19 protein-coding genes are annotated in these 20899 nt (G+C 62.4%); 8 read left to right on the plus strand and 11 right to left on the minus strand.

Features of this window, described 5'->3' with window-relative positions; all coding sequences use genetic code 11:
* Positions 1-125: 125 nt before the first annotated feature.
* A complete protein-coding gene (locus tag GGQ67_RS01260) occupies positions 126-1052 on the minus strand; it encodes a cation diffusion facilitator family transporter (RefSeq protein WP_183898363.1) in 927 nt (308 codons plus the stop codon).
* Positions 1053-1274: 222 nt separating this feature from the next.
* Between GGQ67_RS01260 and GGQ67_RS01265 the strand changes: the two genes are divergently transcribed.
* Positions 1275-2642, plus strand: a complete 1368-nt coding sequence (locus tag GGQ67_RS01265; RefSeq protein WP_183898364.1) for an amino acid permease — start codon at positions 1275-1277, stop codon at positions 2640-2642.
* A 25-nt stretch (positions 2643-2667) separates the two neighbouring features.
* On the opposite strand, the gene arcC is transcribed toward GGQ67_RS01265, so the two are convergent.
* From arcC to GGQ67_RS01285, 4 genes are all read right to left on the minus strand, one after another.
* Positions 2668-3606, minus strand: a complete 939-nt coding sequence (gene arcC, locus GGQ67_RS01270; RefSeq protein WP_183898365.1) for a carbamate kinase — start codon at positions 3604-3606, stop codon at positions 2668-2670.
* A 1-nt stretch (position 3607) separates the two neighbouring features.
* Complete coding sequence (locus GGQ67_RS01275) at positions 3608-4612, minus strand: ornithine carbamoyltransferase (RefSeq protein ID WP_113199426.1); 1005 nt, start codon at positions 4610-4612, stop codon at positions 3608-3610.
* Between the two features lie 37 nt (positions 4613-4649).
* A complete protein-coding gene (gene arcA, locus GGQ67_RS01280) occupies positions 4650-5879 on the minus strand; it encodes an arginine deiminase (RefSeq protein ID WP_183898366.1) in 1230 nt (409 codons plus the stop codon).
* Between the two features lie 205 nt (positions 5880-6084).
* The gene (locus GGQ67_RS01285) at positions 6085-6435 is read right to left on the minus strand and encodes a hypothetical protein (RefSeq protein ID WP_183898367.1); all 351 of its coding nucleotides are present in this window, start codon (positions 6433-6435) and stop codon (positions 6085-6087) included.
* 285 nt (positions 6436-6720) lie between these two features.
* On the opposite strand from GGQ67_RS01285, the gene GGQ67_RS01290 reads away from it, so the two are divergent.
* Both GGQ67_RS01290 and GGQ67_RS01295 read left to right on the plus strand, forming a co-directional pair.
* Positions 6721-7389 carry a response regulator transcription factor gene (locus tag GGQ67_RS01290; RefSeq protein WP_183898368.1) on the plus strand — a complete coding sequence of 223 codons (669 nt, stop codon included), beginning with the start codon at positions 6721-6723 and terminating at the stop codon, positions 7387-7389.
* 98 nt (positions 7390-7487) lie between these two features.
* Positions 7488-9269: a hypothetical protein gene (locus GGQ67_RS01295; RefSeq protein ID WP_183898369.1), complete on the plus strand. Its 1782-nt coding sequence runs from the start codon at positions 7488-7490 to the stop codon at positions 9267-9269.
* A 47-nt stretch (positions 9270-9316) separates the two neighbouring features.
* On the opposite strand, the gene GGQ67_RS01300 is transcribed toward GGQ67_RS01295, so the two are convergent.
* On the minus strand, positions 9317-10291 hold the full coding sequence (locus GGQ67_RS01300; protein ID WP_183898370.1) for a hypothetical protein: 975 nt from the start codon (positions 10289-10291) through the stop codon (positions 9317-9319).
* A gap of 155 nt (positions 10292-10446) precedes the next feature.
* Here GGQ67_RS01300 and GGQ67_RS01305 point away from each other — a divergent pair, with 155 nt between their 5' ends.
* From GGQ67_RS01305 to GGQ67_RS01325, 5 genes are all read left to right on the plus strand, one after another.
* On the plus strand, positions 10447-11094 hold the full coding sequence (locus GGQ67_RS01305; RefSeq protein ID WP_183898371.1) for a helix-turn-helix domain-containing protein: 648 nt from the start codon (positions 10447-10449) through the stop codon (positions 11092-11094).
* Between the two features lie 65 nt (positions 11095-11159).
* Entirely contained in the window at positions 11160-11522 is a 363-nt protein-coding gene (locus tag GGQ67_RS01310) for a hypothetical protein (protein ID WP_183898372.1), read from the plus strand.
* Between the two features lie 111 nt (positions 11523-11633).
* The gene (locus tag GGQ67_RS01315) at positions 11634-13577 is read left to right on the plus strand and encodes an adenylate/guanylate cyclase domain-containing protein (protein WP_210279491.1); all 1944 of its coding nucleotides are present in this window, start codon (positions 11634-11636) and stop codon (positions 13575-13577) included.
* Positions 13578-13728: 151 nt separating this feature from the next.
* Positions 13729-14181, plus strand: coding sequence for a hypothetical protein (locus GGQ67_RS01320; RefSeq protein WP_183898373.1), 453 nt, complete (start codon positions 13729-13731; stop codon positions 14179-14181).
* Between the two features lie 331 nt (positions 14182-14512).
* Positions 14513-14746: a hypothetical protein gene (locus GGQ67_RS01325; RefSeq protein WP_183898374.1), complete on the plus strand. Its 234-nt coding sequence runs from the start codon at positions 14513-14515 to the stop codon at positions 14744-14746.
* Positions 14747-14844: 98 nt separating this feature from the next.
* On the opposite strand, the gene GGQ67_RS01330 is transcribed toward GGQ67_RS01325, so the two are convergent.
* The 5 genes from GGQ67_RS01330 to GGQ67_RS01350 form a co-directional block, all read right to left on the minus strand.
* Entirely contained in the window at positions 14845-15651 is an 807-nt protein-coding gene (locus GGQ67_RS01330) for a hypothetical protein (protein WP_246400061.1), read from the minus strand.
* Positions 15652-15826: 175 nt separating this feature from the next.
* Positions 15827-16540: a gamma-glutamylcyclotransferase gene (locus tag GGQ67_RS01335; RefSeq protein ID WP_183898854.1), complete on the minus strand. Its 714-nt coding sequence runs from the start codon at positions 16538-16540 to the stop codon at positions 15827-15829.
* 76 nt (positions 16541-16616) lie between these two features.
* Positions 16617-17453 (minus strand): alpha/beta fold hydrolase, encoded by an 837-nt coding sequence (locus GGQ67_RS01340; RefSeq protein WP_425503743.1) that lies wholly within the window; start codon positions 17451-17453, stop codon positions 16617-16619.
* 382 nt (positions 17454-17835) lie between these two features.
* The gene (melA, locus tag GGQ67_RS01345) at positions 17836-19206 is read right to left on the minus strand and encodes an alpha-glucosidase/alpha-galactosidase (protein WP_183898376.1); all 1371 of its coding nucleotides are present in this window, start codon (positions 19204-19206) and stop codon (positions 17836-17838) included.
* 21 nt (positions 19207-19227) lie between these two features.
* The gene (locus GGQ67_RS01350) at positions 19228-20895 is read right to left on the minus strand and encodes an ABC transporter ATP-binding protein (protein WP_183898377.1); all 1668 of its coding nucleotides are present in this window, start codon (positions 20893-20895) and stop codon (positions 19228-19230) included.
* Between the last annotated feature and the right edge of the window lie 4 nt (positions 20896-20899).

Raw genomic sequence — 20899 nt, forward strand, 5'->3', positions numbered from 1 at the left:
TTGGACAACGGCTGTCATGCCGCTGCGTGCGTCTGAGATTGGGCGGATGGTACACGGCAGGTTGCGGACCGTCGTTGATTGCAGTCAACGTGAAGGCAAAAGCAGACGGCGAGGCGAAAAGACGCCTACTCGGCCCATTCGGCATCGGCGGTAAAGGCGATCGTCAGCCAGCGATTGGCGCTCTCGCCGCCGATCCGCTCTCCGATGTCGTCGCGCAACGCGTCCCATTCCTCGATCGTCTTGGCGGGCAACCCCTGCGGAACGATGAAGTAGAGCTCGATCTCAGTCGCCCTTCCGACGCGGGCGACATAGGCGCGGTACGAGAGGAAGCCAAGGCGTTCGACGGTCTCCGACGCCACCTGGTCGACATGCTCCTGCAGGTCGACGGGCGCGATCAGCAGCACCTCGCTCAGCGCCTTCCAGATCGTGCCGATCGGCAGTGGGATCATCACCAGGCAGACGAGGCCGAGTACAACGGGATCGACGTAGCGGGCGATCCAGGCCATGGGCGTCGGCAGCACCGCGAGACCGATCACGAAGGCGACGAGGAGTGCGAAGGCGATACCGCCCGACATGATCCAGGCCTTGATGTCGAGCGCGATGAAATCGGATTTCAGGCTGCGGTTCAACGCGATGCCGATCGACGCCATCACGACGCAGACGACAAGCGTGGCGCCGGAATAGACGATCGCGGCGCCGAAAAACAGCTCGTGCCCGCCGTTGATGATGCTGATGACGGCGTTGATTAGCGCATAGACGGCGACCGTGACCAGCAGGCAGCCATTCAGCAGCAGAACGATGGGTTCCAGATGCCAGAATCCCATGGTGAAGCGATTGCGAATGCGGCCAGCCTTCTCATTACTCTGCGCCGACCGCACGATCAGGCTCGACACCCAGAGCGCAAGCCCGGTCATCGCCGCATCGGCCAGCGAATAAACGCCGTCGAAGGCGATCGAAAACGAGCCCGAGACAATGCCGAAGACGATGCCCAGGGCCGCCACCACCATAGTTGCCGCGATCGATATGGTCAAAAAGCGCTGCTCGTTCCGCATCGTCGTCTCCGCTTGAGCTCCCTATCGCATTCTAGCGCGTTCAAGCGATTGGTGAAGGCGTGACGAGGGGTCGCGGACTACGCATTGATCCGGATTGCGAGGCCTGCGGATTGGGAAGAGGATGCGAGTGGCCACACGACAGGGGACACCATCCAAGGCGTGTCATGGCCAACGTCTCACGGCTATCGCCCACAGCGGGAACCGATCTTCGGGAGGGATTTCATGACAACCTCGCAGAACGGGAAAAGCCTCGGGCTTGCCGCCTGTACCGCGATCGTCGTCGGCAATATGGTCGGGTCCGGCTTCTATCTTTCGCCGGCCGCGGTGGCGCCCTACGGCAATCTGGCGATCCTGGTGTGGATGATCATGGGTGCCGGCGCGATCTGCCTTGGGCTGACCTTCGCGCGACTTGCCGGCATGGTGCCTGCCGTCGGCGGTCCTTACGCCTATACGCGGCTTGCCTATGGTGATTTCGCCGGCTTTCTCATCGCCTGGGGCTACTGGATCTCGATCTGGTCTTCGCTTCCCGTCATCGCCATCGCCTTCACCGGCGTAATGGTCGATCTCTTCCCTGTCTTCGGCAACCGGCTCACCGCAACGATCCTGACGCTCGGCGTCATCTGGGCTATCGTTCTCGTCAACCTGCGCGGCGTCCACGCGGCCGGGCTCTTCGCGCAGGTGACGACCTATGCCAAGCTCATCCCCTTCGGCGCCGTCGCCATCATCGGCCTTCTTTATATCGACACCTCTCATTTCGCCGAATTCAACCCGAGCGGCCAGTCGCTGCTGCAATCCTTCGCGGCCTTGGCGCCGCTGACCATGTTTGCCTATCTGGGTCTGGAATCGGCCACTGTTCCCGCTGGCGATGTCCGGGACGCGCGCCGGACAATCCCCCGTTCGACCGTGCTCGGTATCTCCATCGCCGCGGCTCTTTATGTGCTTGGAACCGTCGTCGTGATGGGCGTCGTGCCGCGCGCGCAGCTTGTCAATTCCGTCGCGCCCTTCTCTCAAGCGGCGGGGTTGATGTGGGGTCGAGGCGGCGAACTGGCAATCTCGATCGCGGTGGTGATCTCCTCGATCGGCGCGCTCAATGGCTGGACGCTGCTGATGGGTCAGGTGCCGATGGCCGCCGCCCGCGACGGGCTGTTTCCGCCGCTCTTCGCCCGCCTCTCCACGCGCGGCGTGCCGGCGATCGGCATGGTCGTTTCCGCCACCTTCGCGACCCTGCTCGTCCTCGTCCAGGCAGTCGGATCGGACAGCTTCGCGGCGGTCTACCGGCTGATGGTCGGGCTGAGCACGATGACGGCCGTCGTCCCCTATGCCTTCTGCGCGCTTGCCGGAACCCTTGTCGCATCGCGGCTGAGCAACGGGCAAAAGACGCCGCGCGTCACGATCATCGAATTGATCGCCTTCCTCTTCGCCATGTTCACGCTCTATGGCTCGGGCGCCGAGCCGGTGCTCTACGGCATGGTGCTTCTGATGCTCGGCATTCCCGTCTATGTCTGGCAACGGCGAAACGGTGATATCGCGCGGCTGGAAAGCGTCGAAACGCAAAGCGGGGCGCCGATACGCCCCGCTGCTTCTCTCTAACCTTTGCCTCTTCCGGTCCGACTGCTCACCCGTGCCAGCTAAGCCCATCGAAGCGGCCATCGATGATCGTGCCCAAATCGCCCCGCACCATCCCGGCGATATCCGCGAGCGATCCGATCGCCGCAGCCTTGCCCGTCGTCTCGGCGAAATGACATGCGGCATCGACCTTCGGCCCCATGGATCCCGCCGGAAAATCGAACTCTTTCATGTCACCGGGGCGGGCCTTGTGAATGGCCTTTTGCGACGGCTTGCCCCAGTCGAGGCAGACGGCTGGCGCGTCTGTCGCCATGATCAGGAGATCGGCGCCGATCTCGCGCGCCAGGAGTTCCGAGCAAAGGTCCTTGTCGATGACGGCCTCGACGCCAACAAGGTGACGCTCCCTGCCCTTCTCGTACATGGTCGGTATGCCGCCGCCTCCGGCGCAGATGACGATGGTGCGCTGCTCGAGCAGCCAGCGCACCGGGCGGATCTCGAAGATGCGCTTGGGAAGCGGCGAGGCAACGACGCGGCGCCACTTGTCGCCATCCTCTTTGAACACCCAGTTCTTTTCCGAGCGGATGCGATCGGCATCCCCCTTCTCGTAGACCGGGCCGACGAACTTGGTGGGGTTCGTGAAACCAGGATCGTCGGCATCGACCTCGACCATGGTGAGCAGCGTCGCCAGCGGCTGCTCGAAAGGCAGCACGTTGCCGAGCTCCTGCTCCAGCATGTAGCCGATCATCCCTTCGGTCTCGGCGCCGAGTACGTCGAGCGGATAGGCCTCATCCGGCTTGTAGGCGGCGCCCTGCAGCGCAAGCAAGCCAACCTGCGGCCCGTTGCCATGAGTGATGATCAGCTGATGCTCGGCGGCCAGCGGCGCGATCGCCTCGGCCGCCACCCGCGTGTTGCGTCTCTGGACATCCGCGGTCATCGCTTCCCCGCGCCGGAGAAGAGCGTTGCCGCCAAGCGCGATGACGATCCGCATCCTAGTCTCCCAATGTCGCGACAAGCAGCGCCTTGATCGTGTGCAGCCGGTTTTCCGCCTGCTCGAAGGCGACGTTGGCCTCGGATTCGAACACTTCGCCGGTGACCTCCAGGCCATTGCTCATGCCGTAGTCCTCGGCGATCTGCTTGCCCAGCGTCGTCTCGGTATCGTGGAAGGCCGGCAGGCAGTGCATGAACTTGGTCTGCGGATTGCCGCTCGCCTTCATCAGCTCTTCGTTCACCTGATAGGGCGTCAACAGCTTGATGCGCTCGCGCCAGACGTCCTTCGGCTCGCCCATCGACACCCAGACATCGGTGTGGATGAAATCGACGCCCTTCACCGCCTCCTTGGGATCGTCGGTGATCAACAGCCGCGCGCCGGATCGCTCCTGCAATTCCCTCGCGATCTTGATGTATTCCTCGGCCGGCCATAGCGATTTCGGCCCGCAAATCCGGACATCCATGCCCATCAGGCAGCCGACGATCAGCAGCGAATGCCCCATGTTCGAGCGTGTGTCACCGATATAGGCGTATTTGATATCGGCGATCGGCTTGTCGGCATGCTCGCGCATGGTCATGACATCGGCGATCATCTGCGTCGGATGATATTCGTCCGTGAGCCCGTTATAGACGGGCACGCCGGCATAGCGGGCAAGCGTCTCCACCCCGTGCTGCGCCGAACCGCGATATTCGATCGCATCATACATTCGGCCGAGCACGCGCGCCGTGTCCTTGAAGGATTCCTTGTGGCCGATCTGCGAGCCGGACGGATCGAGATAGGTCACGTTCGCCCCCTGATCGGAGCAGGCGACCTCGAAGGCGCATCGCGTGCGCGTCGAGGTCTTTTCGAAGATCAGGCAGATCTCCTTGCCCTTCAGGTGCTGCTGCTCGGTGCGGGCATATTTGGCCCGCTTCAGGTCGCGCGCGAGATCGAGGAGATAACGGAATTCACGCGGCGTATAATCCTGCACGGTCAGAAGCGAACGGTTGCGCAGATTGAAGCTCATGGTCTTGCTCCGTAGGGCTGTTTCAGGATGTCTGATGTCAATAGGCGGGGTCGCGCCAGATCGGGCATGTCATGCAGTGCCCGCCGCCGCGACCTCGGCCGAGTTCGGAACCGCGAACGGTGATGACCTCGATGCCCGCCTTGCGAAGCAGCGTGTTTGTGTAGGTGTTGCGGTCGTAACCGACCACCACGCCAGGCTCCAAGGCGACGACGTTGTTGCCGTCATCCCATTGCTCGCGCTCGGCCTGGTAGGCGTTTCCGCCTGTTTCCACGACCCTGAGCTTGCCGACACCGAGCGCCTTGGCGACGATATCGAGCATCGGCTCCGTCTCGGGACGAATGTCGAAATTGCCGTCGTCATCCGTCTGCACCATGCTGTAGCAGCGGATCTGATCGACGACTTCGGCAAAAAGCGTTACGACATCGCGGTCGCAGAAGCTGAAGACCGTGTCGAGGTGCATGGCCGCGCGGCTCTTCGGCATCAGGCAACCGATGACCCTGGTGACGGCCTTGTTCTTGAACAAGGAGCGCGCGACCTGGCCGACCGCCTGATAGGTGGTGCGCTCGCCCATGCCGATCAGCACGGTGCCGTTGCCGATCGGCATGACGTCGCCGCCCTCGATCGAGGCGTTGGCGAAATCCTCGTCGCTATCGCCCCACCAGATCTTGAAATCGCCATCGCGGAACAGCGGGTGAAACTTGTAGACCGCGCGCTGGATCAGCGTCTCTGGCTGTCGCGCCGGCCAGAACATCGGATTGCAGGTCACGCCATTATAGATCCAGCAGGAGGGATCGCGCTGGAAGAGCGTGTTCGGGATGGGCGGAATGACGAACTCGGTCTCCGACAGCGCGCTCAGCATCAACGTCTTCGCCTCGACGTCGGGAAGGTCGGAAATGGCGATCCCGCCGATCATGAAGGCCGCGAGCTGTGTCGCCGGCATCTCGTCGAGCCAGGGCCGCACCGCCTCGGCGATCTGCGAGCCGAGCACATTCGGCGTAATGCGGCGATCGAGCACGAAATCGCGCGCCGGCTTGTCGGCGAGCGTCTGCGCCAGCATATCGTGCAACTCGAGAACCTCGACGCCGCGCTCCTGCATCTTCAGCACGAAGTCGTAGTGATCCTTCTGCGCCTCATGAACCCAGAGCACGTCATCGAAAAGAAGATCATGGCAATTGCCCGGCGTCAGACGCTGGTGAGCCAGCGACGGCCGGCAGACCATCACCGTTCTGAGCTTGCCGACTTCCGAATGAACCCCAAAACCACGCATCAAGCTGTCCTCCAAGCTGCCTGGGATAGCGATCGCCCTGCTACCCACGGATGGCATGAGCCTAACGGGACGGGTTCGACCGTGTCATTGATCGCAAGCAATCCGCCGCGCGCTATTCCGGATCGGCTATAGAGATTCGCGACATCGCGAATGCCGGTCCCGGCGGAGCCAGCCGCCGGGACCGCCACCAACCCGCAAGCCCGGATCATTCCACGTAGAAGACGAGATTGCCGTTGCGCGCCCGCATCACCCATTCGATATCGTTGGGTGTCAGTTTCTTCGCCTTCAGCTGTTCGACCAGCCACTTGTTGGACCGCGCCGCGGCCCGAACCGCCTTAACCTCATCCGCCGTACCCGGCTGAGGCAGCGCGCCAGTCTCGATCGCCGTGCGATAGCTGACCACCGAAAACCTCTTGCCATGGTAGGCCTTGACCGCATCGGGCAGATTCTCGGCCCAGTTCATGCGCCGATATTCCTTGCGATCCTGTTGCGCACCGACAGGGGCCGCCATGACGGCGGCGATCGCAATTCCTGTCGCAAGGACGAGCTTTCTCATCGTAGGGGCTCCGTCGAGAACTTGGGGAAAGTCCCGAGATCATAGGCCATTCGGGGCCACCAGGCATTGAGCGGGATCAACGCATCCCGGCGCTCGAGGTCGAGCCGATGCACCCAAGAGCAATGTTTTCAACGCTCAAGCTACCATAGAGTTTACGCGATGCTACGCCTGCACAGGGCAGCGACGTGGTAATATACAGTTAGTGGTAATATACAGTTAGATAGAGGGTGGATTTGGGGAACCGCGCTCTCGCGCTTTCGTTGCATTTGAGGGAGAGCTTACTCGATGGCGAATGACCTGACCGTGCACCTTGTCGATGACCAGGAGATACCGCGGCGATCGTTGACGTTCCTGCTGATATCCTCCGGCTTCGCGGTCCGCGCCTATGAAAGCGCCTCGGCGTTTCTGGATCAGCTACCCGTATCCGGCAGGGCATGCCTCGTCAAAGTCACGCGGATGTCCTGCGTCGATGGATTGCAGCTGCTGGAGCGGCTGAATGCGCTGAACGCGAACATTCCCACGATCCTCGTCGGCGGCGACGGGGACGTGGAAACGGCCGTGCAGGCGATGAAGGCCGGGGCCGCCGATTTCATCAAGAAGCCGTTCGAGGACCAGACGCTCATCGCGGCGATCAACCAGGCCGCGTTACGCCGAACACCTCCATCGCCAGTGCCTGTCGATACCGAGATGGTCGCCAATCGGCTGCGGCAGTTGACCGATCGGGAACACCAGGTTCTCGCCGCCGTTCTGGATGGCCTGCAGAACAAGATGATCGCCTTCAATCTCGGCATCAGCGCCCGAACGGTCGAGGTTCATCGCGCCAATGTCATGGCAAAGATGGAAGCGCGCAACCTTGCGGAATTGTTGCGGATGGTGTTGACCTCGGGCGGTATGCCGCAGCCCGTTGCTGCACGCAGTCAGGCCCTGCCGGCGGTTCCCGTCCGCCTACTCTAGGCTGCGTTCAACAAAGCCATTGAAACCACTCATGGTTATAAGCTATGCTTAATTAGCAGGGACTGAATAGAATTGCGTGGTCGTGTCGGAGGGGCATCATGAGCAACGCAAAGGTCGAGTTTTCGGGCGAACCGAGACCTAATCCCGAAGACATTCTCCAACAACTAGAGCGCGTTCTCGCCAGCGACGAGTTTCACTCGCCGGAGCGTGGCAGGAAATTCCTTCGCTTCGTGGTCACCGAGACGCTGGAGGGACGTGCCCAGTTCCTCAAGGCCTTCACCATCGCCAACGAAATCTTCGGCAGGCAGAGTTCGTTCGACGCACAGAACGACCCCGTCGTCAGGATCGAAGCCGGCCGGATTCGCCGTGGCCTCGAGCGTTATTATCTGGTTGCCGGGCAAGCCGATCCGATCGTGATCACGATTCCGAAGGGGGGCTACGTTCCCCATTTCGACCATGCCGAGCCAACCGGCGCAGCCGCCGATCCCGAGCCTCGGTCGGAGCGCGAGACCTTGCACATGCCGGTCGATCGCAAGACGCGGGACACACGGTTCATCTCCGTGCTGGCGGCCGGCGCCGTGTTCATGATCGCGCTTGCAGGCGGCTATCTCCTGTTGCCCGCGGGCTCCTTGAAGAGCAGCATCGGCATGCGGCAATCCCCGCTCGCCGATACGTCCAGCCCGATGATCATCGTGGACGAGTTTCAATCGGATGGGACCGAAGGGTCGACCGCCGACATCGCGCAGGGGTTGAGGGACGAGGTCATCGGTCAGCTCGCGACGTTCGACGACATCGTCGTCGTCGCCGATCCATCTCGGACCAGTGATGGGAACGCGAGCGGCTTTGCCCTGCAGGGCAGCGTACAACGCGACGGCAACAAGCTGCGATCCATCTCCCGGTTGATCCGGCGGTCGGACGCCGCCGTAATCTGGGCCAACAATTACGACGCCGATCTTGGCACCAGGAGCATTCTGCAAATTCAAGCGGACATCGGACAGGATATCGCCGTCGCGGTGGCCCGACCCTATGGCGCGATCTTCGCGACCGGCACCGACCAGATCGCGGAGCCGTCGATGACCGCAATGAGCGGGGCTTACGACTGCACATTGGCCTACTACAGCTATCGTCGCGAAATGGATCCGCAAAGCCAAGCCGTTGCCCGCGACTGTCTTCTTCGCGCCACCGATCGCTTCCCGACCAACGCCTCGTCATGGGCACTGCTCTCCCTCGTCTATCTCGATGAAATCCGGTTTCGCTACAAGTTCGGCTCGCAGCCGTCTCCCGATGCCATGACGCGGGCGACGGAGGCGGCGGAGCGGGCGACGGCGATCGATCCGAGCAACACCCGGGCGCTGCAGGCGGAAATGCTGGTCAGCTTCTTCACCAACGATATCGACAAGGCACTGAAATCCGGCGCCGCCGCCTATGCCGCCAACGCCAACGATACGGAGGTTGCCGGCGAATATGGGTTGCGGCTTGCCATGTCCGGAAAGTGGCAATCCGGCTGCGAGCTCGTGTCTCGCGCCATCAACAAGGATGCCGGACCGAAGGGATATTACGAAGTCGGCATGGCGCTCTGCGCCTTCATGCGCGGTGATCTGCAGGCCGCAGAGCTTTGGTCGCGTATGTCTGACCTGGAGTACAACCCGATGCACCGCCTGGTCCTCATGTCCATCCTCGGAGCGCAGGGCAAGACCGAGGAGGCCCTCCAGCTGAAGGGCTGGCTGAACGCCAACGCGCCGGAGATGATGAAGAACGTCCGCGAGGAAGTCTCCCGACGGCTTCAGCGCGCCGAAGATCAGGAGCGCTTCTTTGGCGGCTTGCGGGTGCTGGGTGTCGGCACCGAGATCGCCAACCTCAAAACCGAACGACCGAAATAAGATCGCGCTCGACGGCCCCGAGCGCCGGGCTTCCTCGTATGAGGTCGCTAGCGCGGTCGCGACGCGTCCCTGATTTCGCTGATCGCCGAAATCTCCTTGACGACACGTGTCCCGATCGCATCCTGGAGATCGAAGGCGGTTTTACCCGTCGTGTCGTGGTCGAACCGCTTCGCCCAAATCACGCGACCGTCAGCGCGGCGGATCAACCGCAACTGCACGTGAAGGGCATCGTCCTCGAAGGTGACGTTGCCCTGCAACGCGAACACCGCGCTCCCTGTTGTCGCCGCTGGAGATGAGCCGGCGGGGGTCAGGACCACGACGCCATCAAGCTTCGTGAGCTGCGAGATGATCTGGTCATTCAGGCCTCTGGCGATTTCCGCCCCGCCCGATGGAGCCCCGAGGGTGGCGAGCGGCTCGACGACGATCCGCGCACCGCCCGCCTGGTCCTCGGTTGCTGCAGGCCGGCTAGGCGCCGGCGTGAGGTATTCCTCGAGCGGACGGATAAGAGCCAACATGGCCAGCACCGCGAAGATGGCGGGAACACCGACCGGCACCAGCAGATCCCGATAGGAAAGCTTGCGTTCGCCCCGCCGTGGCTGCGCCGTTGCGCTCGTCTCGCCCGAGCGGGCGGCAGGCCCATTTGCCGATTCGCCGACCCCGGCTCTTCGCTCGAAATGCGGCGCGTAATGTCCTTTGGGAATGGTGATATGAACGGGATCGCCGCTTCCGCTGACGAGGTAATAGCGCTCCAGCGCGCGGCGGATGCGGCCGGCCTCGATCCGCACGACGGGATCGCTCTGCGCGTCGAAGTCCGGGCCCCGGCCAAAAACGGCCTGCGCGATATTATAGGCGGTCAACCACTCGCTTCGTCCGCCGATCGCCTCCTCGACAATATGGCGCAGGAAGCGACGCCCCCGATCCGGCGCCTGGAACTCGCGACTTTTCAATATCCGCTCGAGCTGTTCGATGATCTCGGCACGGTTCTGTTCGGCGTCGCGGTCTTCGCCGTCGCTCGATGCCATCGATCCCTCCTGCGGAAAGACCCGGTCGTTCTGTGGGGCTTGGGCGTTATACACCGCCCGCGCGAAGAGAGCTTCCGTAGGACTACGTAAGGGGAATTTCGAATGTGCCGCGTCGCGGGACTTGCCTATTCTTCCAGGGAACGGAGGGAGATACGATGTTGCACGTTCACGATCTGCGACAGGAGCCTATCCAAGTTCCCACGCGTCCGCGCGCCTTCGAACCTGCCGCCCGCGCCGACCAGACGATCCGGCTGAAGCAGGATCAGACGATCTACAGCGAGGGCCAGAAAGTGCTTGCCTTCTACCAGGTGGAAGCCGGCGCGATCCGGATCTATCGGCTGATGCCGGATGGGCACAGGCACATATTGTCCTTTTGCGTGAAGGGCGACTGGTTCGGCCTCGAACAGGGCGATCGGCGCGCCGACTTCGCCGAGGCTGTGTGCGAGGCACGGATACGCCCCTTCGCGACCACCGGCAGCAGCACGTTCACGAACAACCTCCTCAACATCGCACTTGCCAATCTTGCCAAGGCACAGTCGCGGCAGATGGCGATGATCGAGCAGAGCGCCTTGAAGCGTGTCGCGGTCTTCATCCAGGAAATGGCCGAGCGTCATCCCGGCGAAAGCGAATTCGACCTGATGATGTGCCGCAGCGATGTCGCCGACTATCTTGGCCTCACGATCGAAACGGTGGCGCGCTCCTTCACCAAGCTGCGAGAGAGGCGGATCATCCGCCTTAAGGGCAAGCTGCAGCGATGCGTGCAATTGCTGGACAGGGACGCGCTCGCCGCGCTCGCGCTTTAAACCGGATCGCGGCAACGCCACGGCGGATCGCGAACGACGTTAACCGCTGACAACAGGAGGTCTCGATGACACATATCGCATCCCGGCGTGCAACCAAACGGCTCTGGCCGGCCTTGGCGATGATGGCCGCCTCCGTCGCCCCACTCAATCTCGGCGGTGAACGGGCGGCTTACGCTGCCGACGACCCGTTCGAAAGCTTCCCGATGATCATCCATTGCAAGCAGAAGGACACGACGCACGCCTTCTACCTCTCCAGGGTCACGGACGCCGGCGTCGCGACTTACGTCGCCTCCGATCGCATCGCCGGCACGATCTCGCTGGATGGCCGAGCCAAGGCCGTCGGTGGCGAAGGCGGCGGAAATTGCGTCGGCAAGACGCTCCAGGACCTCAGAGACTCCAATCAGGTCTACGACTTGAAGCCGCAGTGATCCTCCTTGGCCTGCAACCACATCGCCAGCTGATGAGCCGCAGTCTCTGTAGCCGGTCCCTGCCGCAACATCGTATGATATCGACAAGGCAGCGTGGCGGGGAGAAGCGCGATGGCAGGCGGTAACATCTCCAGGAACGTTATCGGCTGGTCGCGGCCGCTGAGGCTGCATCTCGGCGTCCTCGTCGTGGCGTCTTTGCTTTGCACGTCAATGCCGATCATCTGGATGGCCTTCAGTCAGGGCACCGATGCCGCCGTGACAGCCGGCGCGCAGCAGATGCGCCAGATGAGCCTGCGCTTGATCGACGGGTACCGCACGACCTTGCGGCAAGCCGACGAAGCTGTCGCGCTGGCCTCAACCATGCCGCAACTCGTCTCGACGCCTCCCGAGGACATGGAGAGCAAAGAGAAGCTGTTTATGGAGATCCTGCGCAACGTTCCCGACGCGACAAGCGTCTACGCCGGATATCCCGACGGCTCCTATCTGCAGGTGATCAGTATCGTGCGCGAGGAGGTGCGGCAGGTATTGTCGGCGCCCAAGGAGGCGGCCTTCGCGATCCGCACGATCGCGCGCCGGGACGGGCCCGATGTGATATCAACGCTGCGCTTTCTCGACGCCCGCACAGGCGTGGTCGAGGAGCGTGCCATAAGAGACACATCCTTCGATCCGCGTGACCGCCCATGGTATCGGGCGGTGGTTCAGGACGGCAAGGCAGTCTCGGTCGGGCCTTATGTCACGGGAACGCTGAAGGCGCCGACGTTGACGATTGCCGCGCCGATGCAAGGCAACGGCAACGTCGTTGTCGGCATCAATATCCACCTGAGAACGATCAGCGGCCTTCTGGACGCACATGAGATTTCACCCCGCGCCCGCGCCTATATCATTGATGGGGCGGACTATCTGGTGGCTCATTCCGATCCTGAAGTCATGAGCAAGCTGGTGGATCTATGGTCGAGAAACACAGGGGGTATCGAAGCGACAGATCGCAACTTTGATACAAGCCTTGCAACGGTCAACAGGCTACGGCGGGACCCCGCCTTCGCTGCCGGCGGCTTCGCGAGACTGGACCTCGATGGCGAGCGCTATCTCGTGCAGATCGCGCCGATCAGCGTTTCAGGTCTCTTTGCCGGAAGCGAGGCGGTAATCGTCGTTCCACTCTCGGATCTGGTGGCGCGGGCAAACCAACTATTGATGCGCAACCTCCTTGTCGCCGCAGGCTTTGTCATCGCCGGCGTGATTGCTTCCGTGCTCCTGTCGCGCATGGTCAGCCGTTCTCTCGACCAGCTGGCACAGGAGGCGCGCAGGATCGGCGATCTCGATATTCGTGAAAAGGGTATGTCGCATTCCTGGATCACCGAGATCAACACGCTGGCGACCGCCCTTGCGGCGAGCCGCCATGCCATCGGCCAGTTCGCGCTTTACGTGCCGCGCGAGGTCGTTCGGCGGATCGTCAACCCGAACGGACAGGGGATCGCCAAGGCGAAGAGACAGGATGTCACCGTGCTGTTCAGCGATATCCGCGACTTCACGGCCATCTCCGAACAGCACACACCCGAGGAGGTGGTGGAATCGCTGTCGGACTATTTCGAACTGCTGAACAATATCGCTGAACAGCATGGAGGAACGGTCGTTCAATATCTGGGCGATTCCATTTTCGTCATGTGGAACGCCCCGGTAGAAGCCATCGACCACGTGCAACAGGGCTGCCGATGCGCGCTCGCGATGAAGGCCGCCGTTGACGCGATGAACGCCACCAATCGCCAGAGCGGGCGTCCTGTCCTGTTCACACGCTTTGGATTGCATACCGGACCGGCCGTCGTCGGAAGCTTCGGCGCGGCTTCTCGTCAACAATACACCGCGATGGGTGACACGATAAACGTCGCATCGCGGCTCGAAGGACTGAACAAGGAGTTCGATACGTCCATCCTCGTCAGCGGGCCGGTGAGGGATGCGACCGCCGATCATTTCGACTTGCGCTCGCTCGGGCCCGTACAGCTCAAAGGCCGCGCCAGCAAGGTGGATGTGTCGGAACTAAGGGGAGAACGCCAGAGCTGAGAAGACATAGCGCCAAACCGCGGCGCTGGCGATCGGATGGCGATGGCCGTGCTCTGGTTGCGCCCTGCTTTCGGCGGCGAACCCGACCTCCTCAGCGGAACGACGTCGGCCTCCATTCGTTCTTCATGAATGAACAGGAGGACCACAAGTCATGTCGAACGTCGTCAGGAACGGTGAAAACGCCGTCAACAATGCCACGACATCCAACACATTTGGAAAATCCGTGGAAAGCCAGGCCCAGATGGACGATGCGGCCCAGGCCGGCGCCAGCGATGTCGGCGCTGGTGAAAGACTAAATATCTATCGGCTGGAACCTCTGGCCGCACCCGACGACCCGCGCTGGGATAACGCGCCCGGACACGGCACGCTGATCGTGGCTGCGCGGACCTCCGGAGATGCGCGCATTGTCGCTGCTTCCAAGGAACTGGACTTCATGGAAGTCGATGCCGCGCCGGCCGATGACGTCACGACAGTCAATGCCAGCGCCTTCAGGGACGACAAGCTCTATACCGTGATCGAAATCGAACACGGACGCGCTGGTCTGCGGAGAGGTATCGTCGAGGGAACGGTCTCGGTCGACACGATTATATCCGTGCAAGTGTGACGCCTCCGGCGCCCGACACGGCCTTCCGGGCATTCCGCCTCAAGGCAACGAGGTCCGGAGAACGTTACCGGCGGCGTCCACCGTTCACACTTCGCGGACGGGGCAATCCAATCCGACGACGGCATCTACCGCCGTGCCGGGCAAAAACCGAGCGCGACCGTCGCAACCTCGCGGAGCCGTTCTCGGCCGTGGACGCGGCACTTGCGGAACAACAGGCCCGGGCGTCCGTTAAGCCCATGTCTCGGGAATAAACCCTACCCGAGATTCTCCTGTGGCAAGGCGCTCCTGGTTCAGGGCGCTTTGCCGTCGGGTTCTGGAATAGGAGACGATCATGCAAAATCGCGCCAAGCAGACAGCCGATGAATATCGCCACCTTGGCGGGCGCCGACTGGCGGCGTTCGACGACAACAAGGCCTCGGTTCGCGCCTGGGACAAGGATACGCCGGAAGCCGAGCGATTTTGGCAGACCAAGATCGTACCCTTGCCTGAAAGGGAAAGGGCAGAGGTTCAATCCTACCTCCCCTCGATCGTCGACGAGGCGGACGAGCCACGCGGCAAGCAATGATCGCTTGCGGCCGGTCGGCGATCGCTTTGCAGGCTTGCATTCTGCCCGCGCGGGCGCACGTTGCCGCCACTCAATGGGATATCAATGGCTGCAAGCGGCTACAGGCCGTTGCTCAACACCCGCTGACATGGCGGCGAAAGCCGCGCGAAATTATCCCGCAAGCAGGCAACACCGCGTCCCCCGCCAAGCGGGACCGCATGGCAAAGGGCGCGGAAATCCGGTCCGCACGTGCGACGCATGACGATGAGTTCCTCGCGTGGCGTGAATGAGGCCATTGGCACCGCAGGCGCGGCACCCCTCGCCGCGCCACCGGCGCCTGCCGCCGTGGAAGGCCCGGCTCCGCCGATCGCGCCGATCGCCGCCTGACAGGATGGCGAGAGCGTTGCGTTGTGCTGCTGCAGACAGGCAAGCGCCTGCGCGCCGCCGGGCGTCACCCCGGGGCATTGGGCGATGAAATCTGACCGGTACGACGATTTGACCGCATCGCGCTGCGCGGCGGTGGGCTGGCCAGCCTGTCCCGGCGCGGCGGGCGGCGTTGCAGCGGTCGTTTGCTGTGCGCTGGGGGCTTGGGCAGGCGCCGTATCGTTGGAGCTCTTCTTCGTCCCCTCCACCGCCGAGATGGCATCGCGGCAGGGCTTGGAAAGCGAGGCGTCATGCTTCTGAAGACAGCTCAAAGCCTCCATGCCGCCCGGCGTTACTCCGGAACATTGGGCGATGAAATCCGCCCGGCAGGCCGAACGAATAGCATTGCGCTGTGCATCGGTCGGCTGCTGGGCGCCGGCCAGGTCTGGAAGGACGCATATTGCCGAGATGGCAGTGACGATGACAAGGGCCGGCGTATGCAGCCGGCCGCCAGAGTGGCCGGACCCGGCGCTCGAGATCACCGCCGAAATGGTCGCAAACATCCCCATCGCGCCCTCCCTCAAGGAACACAATCCACGTTGTTTAGTGATTGTTAATATATACCGGAAGTTCCGAATGAATGCCATGACTCAATTTGCACGGCAATCAGCAAGAACCGCCCTTCATCGGGAGGACCATGTCTTCCTGTCCGCTGGCCAAAAGACCACCGACAGCGTTTCAGCCGTTGGCCAACCGGCCTTCGTGAAAACGTGGCGCATCGCTTTGACGCGCGCTTATCTCGGCCGCCACCAGCGCCTGCAGACGCCAAAGATTGCGATCGCGAATTCCCTCCGCCTGAAGGTCCACGATCGTATTGCGCAAATACTGAGCGCAGGAGCCGCCCTCTCCGCAGGCGCCGGCGATAAGCGATGCAGCTTCGTCGAGCGGCACCAGCTTCGTCAGTCCGGCCCGCTTGCCGCCTGCCCAGAAGGTCAAGGCCTTGCGCATGCCATTGGGTGTCTTCACCGGCAGCCAACGGACCATGTCCATGACCTCCCGGTACTTGATCTCGCGGGCGATGAGGGACCGCAGATCCTGGCGCCGCCGCTCCTCCGACAACAAAAACACGACACCGTCACACTGGCCGCCGCGCTCGAGCGCCAGCATCAGGCCGGGCTGGGCGGTGGTGGCGCGCCAACGCTCGATCTTGAGGGAGAAGGACCGATGCCATCCATAGGCGGTGGCGCGCTGGCGCCCTGCTGCCTCAAATTCCGGGTTCCAGATCAATGACCCGTAGGCGAACACCCAGATCAGCTCGCCGCCAGCCTCGCTTTCGATCGCCTCGACCAGATGATCGATCTCCGCTTCCGATATCGGTGTCCAGCCTGGTTCCGGGCCGTCATCGCGGACGTCTCTGATGGTCAGGGCGACCAGTTCGGGCGTAAGCTGCATCATCTTATCAATCCGCCTTGCGGCAAGTGTTCGTACTGGCGGCCGCGGCGAATGCTCGCCGCGGCCGGGACTTTTATCAGGACTGGACGAAAGCCAGCAGGTCGGCATTGAGGACGTCGGCGTTGACGGTCAGCATGCCGTGCGAGAAGCCCGGATAGGTCTTGAGCGAACCGTTCTTCAGAAGCTTGGCCGACTTCAGCGCGGAATCCGCGATCGGAACGATCTGGTCGTCTTCGCCGTGCAGGACAAGCGTCGGAACGGTGATCGCCTTCAGGTCGTCCGTCTGGTCCGTCTCGGAGAAGGCCTTGATGCCGTCGTAATGCGCCTTGGCGCCGCCCATCATGCCCTGGCGCCACCAATTCTGGATGACCCCTTCCTGAACATTGGCGCCATCCCGGTTGAAGCCATAGAACGGACCGGCCGGAACGTCGCGGAAGAACTGCGCCCGGTTGGCGGCCAGTGCCGCGCGGAAGCCATCGAACACTTCGATCGGCAGGCCTTCCGGGTTGCTCTCGGTCTTCAGCATCAGCGGCGGAACGGCGGAGACGAGCACAGCCTTGGCAACACGCCCGGAGGGCTGGCCGAACTTGGCGACATAGCGGGCGACTTCGCCACCGCCGGTGGAATGACCGACATGAACGGCGTTCTTCAGGTCCAGCGCTTCGACGACGGCGAAAGCGTCGGCTGCGTAGTGATCCATGTCATGGCCGTCGGCGACCTGGGCGGAGCGACCGTGGCCGCGGCGGTCATGAGCGACGACGCGATAGCCCTTCGAGAGGAAGAACAACATCTGGGCATCCCAATCGTCGGAAGACAGCGGCCAGCCGTGGTGGAAGACAATCGGCTGTGCGTCCTTCGAACCCCAGTCCTTGTAGAAGATTTCGACGCCGTCCTTGGTGGTTACAGTGCTCATGGTCATATCCTTCTTGAAGTGAGTGGTTGTGGAAATTTGGTCTGCGGAAAAAGCGGAGGTCGCGGGAAGGGCTATCGCGGTGGCGATGGCCGCTCCTGAAAGCAGGACACCACGCCGGGAAATGGAAAGTTCGTTGTTTATCATGTCTGCTCCTGCGACCTCGGCCGCTGCCGTCTAGCGGGGCGGCGTGTTGTTCTGATGACGCAGTAATGCCGGGATTTACGCTCAGCCACAATTGAAACAATAATTGAGATTGAATTGCGAAAAATGCAATTATTCGCTGGCGCGGGGGTTTCGCGCGGCGTTCAGGCCATGCACGTATGAAAAAAGCCCCGCAGCTGAGCCGCGGGACTTCTTGAGGCCGTGACCGGGAGAGAGTTGGTCAGGCGGCCTGAACCTTGCGCGCGGTGCGCGCCCATGCCGGCAGCCAGTCGCCGTGCGCGGCCAAGAGTTCGTCCGCCATCGCCCAGATCTGGTCGAGGTCGAGTTCGGCCGCCGTGTGCGGGTCCATCATCGCGGCGTGGTAGATGTGCTCGCGGTTCTCCGTCATCAGCGCCTGAACGGTGAGCTCCTGCACGTTGATGTTGGTGCGTATCAGCGCGGTCAGCTGCGGCGGCAGATCGCCGACGAAGGTCGGCTGGATGCCGGATGCATCGACGAGGCAAGGCACTTCGGCGGCGCAATTGTAAGGCAGCGAGGTGATGCAGCCGTTGTTGCGGACGTTGCCGTAGATGACCGATGGTTCGCCGGTCCAGACCGAATTGATGATCGAGGAGGCATATTCCTTCGACTGCTTGACCTCGATCTTGTCGGCCGAGCGATAGGCTTCCGCCTGGCCTTTCCAGCGCTCGATCTGCTCGATGCAGCGCTTCGGATATTCGTCGAGCGGAATGCCGAACTTCTCGATCAGATCCTCGCGGCCCTCCTTGATGAAGTAGGGCGTGTACTCGGCGAAGTGCTCGGAGCTTTCGGTGACGAAATAGCCGAGGCGGGTCAGCATCTCGTAGCGCACCTTGTTCGGGCAGCGCGGGTTCCAGCCCGGCTTCGGCGCACGTCCCTCGCGGTAGGCACGCACGAGATCCGGATAGAGGTCCTTGTAGGAACCGTCGGGCTGACGATGCTCGAACTTCAGGTAGAAGGCCATGTGGTTGATGCCGGCCGAGCGGTAGCGGATGTCCTCGTAGGGGATATCGAGATCGTGCGCGAGCTCCATCGCGGTCCCCTGCACCGAGTGGCAAAGGCCGACCTGCTTGATGGTGGGATATTTCTCGGCGATCGCCCAGGTGTTGATCGCCATCGGGTTGACGTATTGCAGCATGATCGCTTCCGGGCAGACCGCGAGCATGTCCTCGCAGATCTTCCACAGGTGCGGTACGGTGCGCAGGCCGCGCATGATGCCGCCGACGCCGAGCGTGTCGGCGATCGTCTGGCGCAGGCCGAATTTCTTGGGAATGTCGAAGTCGGTCACCGTGCAGGGCTCATAGCCGCCGATCTGGAAGGCGACCACCACGAAGTCGGCGCCATCAAGCGCCTTGCGCTGGTCGGAATAGGTCTCGGCCTTGGCCTTTACGCCCAGCGTCGAGATCAGCTTGTTGACGACGATGGCGCTTTCTTCCAGGCGCTGCGGGTTTATGTCCATCAGGGCGATGGTCGCGCCCGACAGCGCGGGCCGCTGCAGCACGTCGCCGATGATGTTCTTCATGAAGACGGTGGAACCAGCTCCGATGAAGGTGATCTTGGGGTTTCTTGCCATAATATCCTCCGGCATTGGCAATCAGGCTACTTCGAAAGCGGCTTTGACGAGCCGTTCGGTGTAGGCGGTCTTGGGATTGGTGAGAACTTCGTTGACGGGTCCCTCTTCCATGATCTTGCCATGCTGCATGACGATCACCCGGTGGCAGAGGGCACGCACGACCTTCAGATCGTGCGAAATGAAGAGGTAGCTGAGGCCGCGTTCATCCTGCAGCTTGCGCAGGAGCTCGATGATCTGCGCCTGGACCGAGAGGTCGAGCGCCGATGTCGGCTCATCGAGCAGGATGAATTCGGGCTCGAGCGCGATGGCGCGCGCAATGGCGATACGCTGGCGCTGGCCGCCCGAGAATTCGTGCGGAAAGCGCGACAGGATATTGCCCGGCATGCCAGCTGAAATCAGTGCTTCGCGCACGCGGTCCAGCCGCTCGGCCTTGGTCGCGCCGAGCTTGTTGACCACAAGCCCTTCCTCGATGATCTGGCCGATCGTCATGCGCGGGTTGAGCGATGAGAACGGGTCCTGGAAGACGATCTGCATGCGCGAGCGCAGCGGCCGCATCTCGGTGCGCGACTTGCCGTGGATCGGCTGGCGGTCGAAATAGATCTCGCCATTCTCGGCGTCGTTCAACCTGAGCAGTGCCTGCCCAAAGGTCGTCTTGCCTGAACCGGATTCGCCGACGAGCCCCAGCGTCTCATGCTTGCGCAGCGTCAGCCCGAGGCTGTCGACGGCAACGAGCTCCTTCAGCTCCGGCTTGAAGAAGGTGCCGTGCCGCATCATGAAGGAGACGCGCACGCCCTTGGCGTCGAGGATGATTTCTGATCCCTCGGGCAGCGGGTTTGCCTGACCGCGCGGCTCCGAGCTCAGCAGATGCTTGGTATAGCTGTGCTGCGGATTGGCGAAGAGCTTTTCCGTCGTGTTGTGCTCGCGCATTTCTCCGTGCTGCATCACATAGACGTAGTCGGAGAACTGGCGCACCACCGTCAGGTCGTGGGTGATCAGGATCACCGCCATCCGCCTCTCTTGCTGCAAATTGCGGATGAGATTGAGGATCTGTGCCTGGACCGTCACGTCGAGCGCGGTGGTCGGCTCGTCGGCGATCAGGACGTCCGGGTTGTTGGAAAGCGCCATGGCGATCATCACGCGCTGGCGCTGGCCGCCGGAAAGCTGGTGCGGATACTGCTTGAGGCGCGCTTCCGGATCTGGGATCTGTACCTGCTTCAGAAGTTCGAGCGCCCTGGCCAGAGCCTGCTTCTTGCTCATCTTCTGATGGACACGGATGGCTTCGACGATCTGGCTGCCGATCGTGTAGATCGGGTTCAGCGAGCTCATCGGCTCCTGGAAGATCATCGAGATACGGTCGCCGCGCAGCTTGCGGCGCTCGCGCTCGGGATATTTCAGGATATTGGCGCCGTCATAGTCGACGGTCGATTTCGGCGCGACGACGGCGCGCTTCGACAGGAGCCCCATGACGGTGCGGGCCGTCACGGACTTGCCCGAGCCGGATTCACCGACGATGGCGATCGTTTCCCCGCGGTAGAGCTGGAAGGAGATATCCTTCACCGCTTCCACGGTGCCATGCTCGACCTTGAAGTTCACGCCGATGTTGCGGGCGTCGATGACGGGGCTTTCCTTGTGCGCATCGTGGTCGAGGCGGACGGGCGGGGCAAACGAGTTGACGAGTGCGAGAGCCATGTTC

This window comes from Rhizobium metallidurans (assembly GCF_014196505.1).
Lineage (GTDB): Bacteria > Pseudomonadota > Alphaproteobacteria > Rhizobiales > Rhizobiaceae > Rhizobium > Rhizobium metallidurans.

Excerpts from the sequence above, each read along its gene's own strand:
- arcA (WP_183898366.1), bottom strand. The coding sequence starts at position 5,879 with ATGCGTGGTTTTGGGGTTCATTCGGAAGTCGGCAAGCTCAGAACGGTG.
- arcC (WP_183898365.1), bottom strand. The coding sequence starts at position 3,606 with ATGCGGATCGTCATCGCGCTTGGCGGCAACGCTCTTCTCCGGCGCGGG.
- GGQ67_RS01290 (WP_183898368.1), top strand. The coding sequence starts at position 6,721 with ATGGCGAATGACCTGACCGTGCACCTTGTCGATGACCAGGAGATACCG.
- GGQ67_RS01335 (WP_183898854.1), bottom strand. The coding sequence starts at position 16,540 with ATGCAGCTTACGCCCGAACTGGTCGCCCTGACCATCAGAGACGTCCGC.
- GGQ67_RS01300 (WP_183898370.1), bottom strand. The coding sequence starts at position 10,291 with ATGGCATCGAGCGACGGCGAAGACCGCGACGCCGAACAGAACCGTGCC.
- GGQ67_RS01340 (WP_425503743.1), bottom strand. The coding sequence starts at position 17,453 with ATGAGCACTGTAACCACCAAGGACGGCGTCGAAATCTTCTACAAGGAC.
- GGQ67_RS01325 (WP_183898374.1), top strand. The coding sequence starts at position 14,513 with ATGCAAAATCGCGCCAAGCAGACAGCCGATGAATATCGCCACCTTGGC.
- GGQ67_RS01295 (WP_183898369.1), top strand. The coding sequence starts at position 7,488 with ATGAGCAACGCAAAGGTCGAGTTTTCGGGCGAACCGAGACCTAATCCC.
- GGQ67_RS01275 (WP_113199426.1), bottom strand. The coding sequence starts at position 4,612 with ATGAGCTTCAATCTGCGCAACCGTTCGCTTCTGACCGTGCAGGATTAT.
- GGQ67_RS01320 (WP_183898373.1), top strand. The coding sequence starts at position 13,729 with ATGTCGAACGTCGTCAGGAACGGTGAAAACGCCGTCAACAATGCCACG.
- GGQ67_RS01285 (WP_183898367.1), bottom strand. The coding sequence starts at position 6,435 with ATGAGAAAGCTCGTCCTTGCGACAGGAATTGCGATCGCCGCCGTCATG.
- GGQ67_RS01260 (WP_183898363.1), bottom strand. The coding sequence starts at position 1,052 with ATGCGGAACGAGCAGCGCTTTTTGACCATATCGATCGCGGCAACTATG.
- GGQ67_RS01330 (WP_246400061.1), bottom strand. The coding sequence starts at position 15,651 with ATGTTTGCGACCATTTCGGCGGTGATCTCGAGCGCCGGGTCCGGCCAC.
- GGQ67_RS01315 (WP_210279491.1), top strand. The coding sequence starts at position 11,634 with ATGGCAGGCGGTAACATCTCCAGGAACGTTATCGGCTGGTCGCGGCCG.
- GGQ67_RS01310 (WP_183898372.1), top strand. The coding sequence starts at position 11,160 with ATGACACATATCGCATCCCGGCGTGCAACCAAACGGCTCTGGCCGGCC.
- GGQ67_RS01265 (WP_183898364.1), top strand. The coding sequence starts at position 1,275 with ATGACAACCTCGCAGAACGGGAAAAGCCTCGGGCTTGCCGCCTGTACC.
- GGQ67_RS01305 (WP_183898371.1), top strand. The coding sequence starts at position 10,447 with ATGTTGCACGTTCACGATCTGCGACAGGAGCCTATCCAAGTTCCCACG.
- GGQ67_RS01350 (WP_183898377.1), bottom strand. The coding sequence starts at position 20,895 with ATGGCTCTCGCACTCGTCAACTCGTTTGCCCCGCCCGTCCGCCTCGAC.
- melA (WP_183898376.1), bottom strand. The coding sequence starts at position 19,206 with ATGGCAAGAAACCCCAAGATCACCTTCATCGGAGCTGGTTCCACCGTC.